Origin of the sequence: Methylobacterium sp. E-065 (assembly GCF_022829605.1) — a bacterium.
GTDB lineage: Bacteria > Pseudomonadota > Alphaproteobacteria > Rhizobiales > Beijerinckiaceae > Methylobacterium.
This window is the reverse complement of the sequence record NZ_JAKSYD010000036.1, coordinates 1-8,245: the sequence shown is the minus strand read 5'-3', so window position 1 is coordinate 8,245 and position 8,245 is coordinate 1. Positions and strand designations below refer to the sequence as shown.

General features: G+C 55.5%; 5 protein-coding genes and 1 pseudogene. 2 read left to right on the top strand and 4 right to left on the bottom strand.

Annotation, left to right across the window (positions count from 1 at the left end; translation table 11 throughout):
- Positions 1–225 (bottom strand): annotated as a pseudogene (locus tag MKK84_RS02500) (IS630 family transposase); the annotation flags it as partial.
- Between the two features lie 169 nt (positions 226–394).
- Positions 395–820: a hypothetical protein gene (locus MKK84_RS02495; protein ID WP_243916457.1), complete on the bottom strand. Its 426-nt coding sequence runs from the start codon at positions 818–820 to the stop codon at positions 395–397.
- Between the two features lie 173 nt (positions 821–993).
- Here MKK84_RS02495 and MKK84_RS02490 point away from each other — a divergent pair, with 173 nt between their 5' ends.
- Both MKK84_RS02490 and MKK84_RS02485 read left to right on the top strand, forming a co-directional pair.
- Positions 994–1,155, top strand: a complete 162-nt coding sequence (locus MKK84_RS02490) for a hypothetical protein (protein ID WP_243916456.1) — start codon at positions 994–996, stop codon at positions 1,153–1,155.
- Between the two features lie 12 nt (positions 1,156–1,167).
- Positions 1,168–1,962 (top strand): transposase, encoded by a 795-nt coding sequence (locus MKK84_RS02485; protein ID WP_243916455.1) that lies wholly within the window; start codon positions 1,168–1,170, stop codon positions 1,960–1,962.
- A gap of 488 nt (positions 1,963–2,450) precedes the next feature.
- Here the strand turns inward: MKK84_RS02485 and MKK84_RS02480 are convergent, their stop codons facing one another.
- Both MKK84_RS02480 and MKK84_RS02475 read right to left on the bottom strand, forming a co-directional pair.
- Positions 2,451–7,163, bottom strand: coding sequence for a glycosyltransferase (locus MKK84_RS02480; RefSeq protein ID WP_243916454.1), 4,713 nt, complete (start codon positions 7,161–7,163; stop codon positions 2,451–2,453).
- A gap of 49 nt (positions 7,164–7,212) precedes the next feature.
- Positions 7,213–8,091, bottom strand: coding sequence for a polysaccharide pyruvyl transferase family protein (locus MKK84_RS02475; protein ID WP_279599325.1), 879 nt, complete (start codon positions 8,089–8,091; stop codon positions 7,213–7,215).
- Positions 8,092–8,245 lie beyond the last annotated feature (154 nt).

Genomic DNA, 8,245 nt, shown 5'->3' with positions numbered 1-8,245 from the left:
ATTCCAGGCGTCGCAGCACCGGTCGACGATGTCGTCGTAGGAGGCGAAGATCCGGTCGCCGAGCCAGTTGTCGCGCATGAATTGCCAGACGTTCCCCACCGGGTTGAGTACAGGCGCGCAGGGGCGCAGCGTGGGCAGGGTGGTGTTGGCCGGCACGATGACGTAGTGAGCGATGTGCCAGCCTGCGCCAGCCATGATCAGTACGGCATGCGCGCGGGGCGCGACGCCTGGAATCGCCTCATCGACCAGCCCTGGAAGATCATGTCCCTTGGCCTGCGCCCGTGGGCCTACCGGTTATGATCAACGCCGATTGGTATAAGCTCTTCATTGCGGACAAGGCCGCGACCGGTTGCGCCGCCGCCTGGGTCGTGCCGCAGGCGACGGGATCAAGCATTCAGATCGCGATCTGCTGCACGCGCGCCACAGGCGCATCCATAAGCGTACAGCGCGCTGCCGCTTCTGTTGCGAACTTGATCACCTCGTGGAGGCGAACGGTATGCCCAGTCAGTGGAGGACCAGAGCGGCTGCGTGCGGAAGTCCCGATCCTGAGGCTGCGCTTCGCCGTCGCGGCGCTCTTGGCTGATCTCGTGCGGAAGCGCTTCAACAACGGCCTTGCGAACTGATTTTGCGCGACAGCCAAGACCCCGCTCGAGAGTTCGCTGCCGGCCTCGAGCGCGAAATGGATGCGTCGCGCGGCGCGATCACGACGACCTGGCCGACGAATCCAGTTGAGGGGCAGATCACGCGCTTCGAAGTGCTCAAGCGCAAGATGTTCGGCCGAGCGGGCTTCGCGCCGCCACGAAAACGCGTCCTTGCACATTGCACCACACGAAATGCGGAAAAACCATCATTCACCCGGCGACGAGACCGCCGGAACCAGCATATTGATGGCCTACGCTCGACTTTGGCCATTTGCGGCGGGTCGAGTGGGTGTGAGGTGACGAAGCGGGCGTGACGGATAGGCCGGTGGCGTCCCCGCCAAGGGACACCGCCATGCTCCCCCTGCCCACCCGCTTCGCCGGGATCATCCTGGCGTTTGCCCCGCTGTTCGTCCACCGCTCGTGGCGACACGCCCAGAACCTGCTGGTCGGCGCGATCCTCACGCCCGGGCAGCGCACGGTGACAAGCGTCCTGCGCAACTTGGGCCGCGCGTAGGAGCGGCGGTTCGTGAACGTCCACCGCATCCTCAGCCGGGCGGCGTGGTGCCCGCGCTCCGGCAGCCGTATCTTGCTCGGGCTCCTCGTCGATATGTTCGCGCAACGTGGCCCCCTGGGACTGGGACTGGGACTGGGACTGGGCGACACGATCGAGCGCCGCCGCGGCAAGCGGATCGTGGCCAAGGGTATCTACCGTGATCCGGTTCGCTCCTCCGACAGCCACTTCGTCAAGGCGAGCGGGCTGCGCTGGATGAGCCCGATGTTGCTCGCCCCGATCCCCCGGGACGGGGCGCGTCTGGGCGTTGCCGTTCCTGACCGCGCTGGTGCTGTCAGAGCGCGCCTGTCGCGAACGAGGCCGTCGGCACAAGCGCTGCTCGATGTCGGTGGCCAACTTGCCTTTCAGGCCCGACGCTGGCTGCCGGGGCGCGACCTCGTCCTGGTGGGCGACAGCGGCTTCTTGGCCTTGCTGTTCCCTGACGCGATGCGCCGCGCTCGCATCACGGCGATCACCCGCCTGCGGCTGGATGCTGCTCTCTACGAGCCGGCCCCACCGCGGCCGCCCGGCACGATCGGGCGCCCGCGGACCAAAGGCGCGCGGCTGCCGACGCTCACTGCGATCCTCGCGGCCAAGGACACGCGCTGGCGCGCGGTCGTGGTGTCCGGCTGGTACGGGGCAGGCGAGCGCACGATCAGGATCGCCTCGGACAACGCGGTGTGGCGGCATGGTGGCCTGCCCGTCGTACCAATCCGCTGTGTGCTGATCCGCGATCCCGAGGCGCGCTTCCCGCCCCGGGTCCTGCTCTGAACTGATCCGACGCGCGAGCCTGAGCAGATCGTAGGGTGGTTCGTGCGGTGTTCGACCAACGAGGTCACTTTTCAGGAAGCGCGTGACCATCTCGGTGTCGAGACGCAGCGGCAGTGGTCCAACTCTGCGATTGCCCGCACCACACCCTACCTGCTCGCCCTGTTCTCGATCGTCACAATGCTGGCCGCACGCCTCTCGGTTCACCAACGGCGACGCGTCGCGGCGGCCGCGTGGTACTCCAAACCGCGCCCAACCTTCGCAGACGCCTTGGCCGCCGTGCGCTGTGCTATCTGCCGCGAGCGGACTTTGGCAACATGACCGCGCCGACACGCCCCGACAAATCCCCGCTTCCATTTGCTAGCGCCCTGGGCCTATGCGCTCTGCCAGACCGCAAGAATGGCCAAAGTCGCGCTAAGCGCCTGCGCTCGCCGCGGGCCAGTGTCGAGCGAGACCGGCGGGCCCGCGGCAGGCGCGAACCCTCAACGGGGTCAACCAAGGAAAGCAGTCAACCTGCTGCGGTCGCTATCTTCCAACTCATCAACGCAAAAATGACGTCGGACAAATCGAGCAGCGGTCAAACCAAGACCAGAAAGCTCACGTCGATGCGAAGCCATCCATACCAGCTTATCGTACCAAGCCACCGCATCCGCCGCAAAAAGCCCCGCCTCACCGTCTCGGAAAGTCCGTTTGAACTCGCCGACGGGCGATGCAAGAACCGGGACGCTCTGAGACGCAGCCTCCAAAAACTTAATGTTCGATTTAGCACGGTTGAAGCGATCATTCTCTAGTGGCACAAGCAAAACATCATGTGCACAAAACACGTCTAACATCCCCGGATAAGACAGCAACGGAGTAGACTGAACATTTGGCAGGCCGAGTATTCTACCCGATACCTGAGCCGAACCGAGCACTGTAAGACGAACATTTTTGTATTCTCGAATAAATTCGTAGATCGCGTGCTCAACCGATAGAAAATCGCTGGCATGAGAATACGTCCCGGAGGCATACACGAGCGAAAGCGCGGCATCTTCATTATACGTTTTCTGCCGAAAGGTAGACCGCTCCATCATATTGGGGAACACCAAAACATCGGTCCCAAACTTCGCTCTAATGTAGCGACCAATCAACTCGGTAGACGCGATGCAGCCATCAAGCTGCTTCAGCATCTCCTCATAGGCCTTGGCCACCCACATTGCCTCTTCGCGATCCCACTCTCCACCCTTGACCGATCCAATCTGGTCCACAAAATCGCTAAATACGAAGTCATCCACCTCAAACAAGCTTTTTTTACCGAAACGCCTCGCACAATCTAAGAACCGTCCAACATTACCTTGGGAAGCGAAACATCTTTGGAAAACAATTGAACCTGCGTTCCGGATTAGATCGACAGCGTAGTCCATCGGCGTTTGCGAGTGGATAAGAATCGCGCTACCTCCTGCAGAAAGTACAGCCCTCTGGAGGTTTGCCGCCCGGTAGCGTGTCGACCCATTATCCAGCCCCGCCGAGGTGACAATCACCACACTATCTCGCGCGAATTGGCGCCGCAAGACCAAAGGCGGAAAGTACTCACGCCGGGGTGCCACTCTATATTCTCTATGGTCCTGATAGGAGACCAAATTCTCGACAGCACTAAGGTCATGTTGGCCGCCAAGCTTGATATGAAAATTCGCAAGCTTGGATAAGACCAGCGGATCACGACTATTGGCAAGCGACGCAAATGCGTGAAATACGTAATCCGCTGACGGCTTAGATGGAAGAGCCGAAAAATGACGCGCATCTAGCGTCTGGATAAACTGGACTGCGCCAAATTGGATTTGCTGAGCAGCAATGAATTCGGCATCCGGCTTTCCGGTACGTTCCTTGAATAAGACATCTACCTCTCCAAAGTCGTTGACATGCAATCCAGTTGCAGCAATCTCCGGCGCAGAAAAGAGGACCTCGAAGAGAGATACATGACGCTCAACGAGATCAGAAAATATCGAAGGTTCACCCAATTCAAATAGAAGCGAGTGATGATCGGTGTTTGCCGCCGCTCTCGCTCTGGAGCCCATATATGCTCCAACCAAGCGTGTCTTCCAGCCGAGAGAATTCAAGAACTGTTGCAAACGTGTCTGTATATTCAGTAGCCAGCCCACATCAACAACTACAACCGTGTCGATTTCGTCGAGGCCAAGCGACTTCAGATAAGCCTCCAACGCTGTACGATTTTGCTCGTTCGCAGAGTATATTACCTCAGACAGTGCTGTGAGCGTTCGCGCAAGCCTCTTTCGATCGCTCCATCCTGGCACATCGTCAATGCTATCAAAGTTCCGAAGGACCTCGCGCACCACCGCAGGAGATTCTAAATCCAGATTTGCCTTCTTGAGATAATAACGGACCGGCTTCTGGGCTAGGTGAATACCTTCCATCAGAAAATATACATCGCTATCACTTAACGGATTCCGCAACGTTGCAGGAACTACCGTGGCACGCGACAGCCACGCGTACTCAGAAGATATAGTGTCGGTTGAGCCATAAGCTTGGAGAGCGTCGTATGCAATCTTCGCTATACGTCCATCCCTCGCGAGAAACAAAATCTTTTGCGCCTCAGACTTTAACGCGACCCGGTAACTATGAACTGCCAGACTCAGCGCGAAAGGCCCCGTTACCTCGTACCCGAGCCTTACAAAAAAATCAGAGCACTCGGGAGGATCGGCCTCGTACCACAGGGAGGCCATCTGTGCGCTCAGCGATTCCCAAATACGGCCTTCCCTAGAGAGCGCGGCACCGGCAGAGGAAGGAGCGGGGAAAAGAGTCCGGCGTCTCTCATTCAAGGGCTGGAAACGCAGAGATCTCAAGCCCGCCTGCTTCGGTCTTTCAACATCACCCAACCAATTATCGCCAATATGTAGAATCTGTTGAGATCGGAAACCGAGGTGAGAAGCGCTCTCGTTAACAACTTCAAAAAGTTTCCCAGACTCTTTTTTGAGCCGGTGAGTTGAGGAGAGAAATAGCTTAGCGAAGCCGCCGTAACCGCAATCGCTCAGTATCTTTCTGACGGTCACCTCGTCAAGATACATGTCGCTTACGAGAAAAATCGGCTTACCCTGACTCAATGCAAAATCGTAAAGTTTTCTCCCGAGAGGATGAGGCATCATAATACGGCTCTCTAAAGCCAATTCAGGCGCTGGGTCGCGGTACAGACTCATCTGTGAATAAATCTCCTGAATGGTAATATCTTCATATCGACCACGGAAAGCCGCAAGCGCCTCTCCGGCAGTACGCATGCGCTCCTCAAAAAATGAAACGGGAACCGTGGACCCGAGGGATAGATCATGCTCAAGGGAATCAAAAACCGATTCTGGCCGGCGAAACATGCGAACTACTAAGGTGTCAAATATATCAAAGCTGATTACCGCCGATGCAACAATCTCGTTAGCGTACGCCTCAAACTCGTTTCTAGGGAGCTTTACGGGCTCTAACGTCGTGGCCGGCAGGAATTTCAATATTGCAGCAGCCGCGTTAGCTACATAGAACTCACTTCTGACTCGTGAACTTGCTACTTTTCCTGCGGATAGACGGACTGCTTCGTCAGATAAGAGCCCGTAGACTCGATCCGCCATTTCGGCAGTATTCAGGTAGTCAACAACAAAGCCAGCATCGCCGCGTACGAATTTCTCCATTCCACCCGCTCGTCCATCGAAACAGACAACGGGAAGGCCGCATTCCGCGGCTTCTAGGCAAGCGAGCGGAAATGGATCCTCGCGGGAGGGGAGTAAAAACACGCTTCCTGTGCGGAACCATGCTCGTGGATTATCGCGCGCACCGAGGTAATAAACAGTGTCATACAGCTGCCTTTTGCTAATCTCCTCGAAGGGACTTGGTCCCTCGGCAGATTCGCGCCCGATCCAGACAAATGCAAATCCATCTAAATTACGACCTCGAAGGATTTCAGCCACGTCGCAAAATATATCGAACCCTTTTCGATGCTCGACGGTGCCACAGCCGAAAACAATTTTCTTTCCCACAAAGCGATGATCTTCACTAATATCGACATCTGAGGCAGGACTTATGAATGGTGGCAGTCTGAGTATCTCCGTCGATTTGGGATCTCGGCGCCGCAACAAGGCTTCCTCGCAGCCCTCCGAAACAACTATGTACCGATTGCAGACGTGGGATATATATGCAAAGTCATTTTCAAATACTCGAAACACATTCTCCATTTCATGGACATGCGTTACAATTTCTGCATTCAAAAATGAAAGGTGCTTCAAATATCTTCCGCTCGCAATAGTGTTTCCATATATTAAACGAACCGAATGGCCGCAGAACTCATATAGTTCGTTTCTGAAATCGGCATGCGGCTCATCCATGCAGAAACACGGGCCCAGCGCACGGAATCTCTCGTTAAGAGGTCCAGAATGCCCGATGATAATAGAAAAATTCTTTGAATGATTTTTTTTGAACCATTCGATAAGCGACAAGAGAACAGCTGGTGCGCCAGTCTGCGAGGCCTCGTGAGCCAGGAAGATTACCTGCGGCGCGTTAGTTCGGAGCCTGCGATCCTCTACAACTTCTACTATATCGGTCAGCCTATTCTCCCCTTTCCCGAACAGTATCCAATGTACTAGAGGATTCATTTTCGACTGCGCGACGTCGGGATATTTCTTTACATAATACTCTCCGTTGAAATTTTTGTTGGGTCGACGCCCTTCCTGCCACCCAAGATTGCAGTAATGTATCAGAGCATCTTGGCCGCTAGCTTTCACATCGCTGTAATTAGAAACGTAGAACTCGGCGTCAAAGACGCCGGACGAATATATTAACTCAAAATTATAGTCTATTGGAGCTTGGCCCTCTTTGTACTGTTGCAGCCGATTTGCCGCGTTTGGCGAACGACAGATGGAGTTTGCGATAGGATGATAGCCAAGCCGCCTTCCTTCGGTGAGATAGTGCACAAGTGGGCAGCAGTCCATTTTTATTACGTTCGGGTATTCTTTAAGGTACCATTCAGAGTCGAAATACGGCGAGGGATACCTCCCTTCTTTGCCGCCGTACATTAGATAATGGTGAAGAGGAGCAATCCCTGAAGTTGATACGTCTGGGTAGTGTACAGAGTAGAAATCCTGCGCGAAAAAGCCGGTTTCTGCGCAGAGAGTAAGAATTTGGGCCTCGACCGTTGGTGTGCCGTGTAGAAATTCGCCGACGTCATTGCTTTGCATGCATCAGTACTCCAGCTCGCAGCTTTTAATCTTCCTTCAAGACAGGAAATTATATCTGCGTCGGCATCCGATTCTCGTGGAAGAATTGGCGGTGCTTATCGAGAAGTGCTCTACGATTTTCATCGAAGGCTTCTGCGCTGAACTTGGCTAAAACTTCGGAAACATGTCCCATTGGGTTAGTGCCCATCTTTCCGGCGAGCACATATGGAATGCAGCTGATCTCGCAAAGTTCTCTCAGTCTGGAGTCATGAACAATACACACGGCGGGAGTGCCTGCCTGCAAAGCCAGCATCACGCCATGTATTCTTGTCCCAACAACTAAGTCGTACGTGCGAAGATGTTCGATCCATGCTGGGATGTTAAAGAAGACCCGGAAGTAACTTCGCACCCATCGACCGAACTCATCGTGGTTTAGGTCTGGCTTAAGATAGAGTCTTGTTTTTTCCACAGATTGCAGCCCGACTTCCTCGGGATTGCCGCGCGCGAGGGCGATCTGCTCTCTCGTGGCCTGGATGATGTACGATCCTCCGGTTTTCTCCATCAGATCAATGAGATTTCGCTCTACTGCGGCAAGAAAACTGTAATCGGGGTGGCCTGCGGCAACTGCGATGCGCCTATTCGGCACTCCGATTTTGTTCGCTATTGTTTGGCCCAGCGTTGTCGATTCGTTAATATGTAGTGATGGACACCCGAGGGTTACGATGTTTTTATCGAACCCGAATTGGCGCAGCAGAGCAGCAGTATATTCGCCGCGGACAGATATGTTTGGCTTACCTGTCGGTGCCCTTGCTGCGATTGCCCGCAACCATCGGAGAGTTCCTTCCGGAATGCTAGGAAAATCGGCAAAGTGCACGTCGCCTTGCGCTCCTAGTCCCACCGCAATGACCGCTGTATTAAGCGCCTCTACGCCCGTCGCAAGGTCGGTCAGATCTGCGTGCGAACCTAGTGCAGTGACGCGGACGGAGGATTCACGCGTAGGATGAGACGTGCGAGTCTGGGCGATGGCTCAGACGGTATGCGTGCTCCTCGATGCGACCGACGCGGCACGGTTGGCTGCGATTGCCAGCGACCGCTGCCGTCCG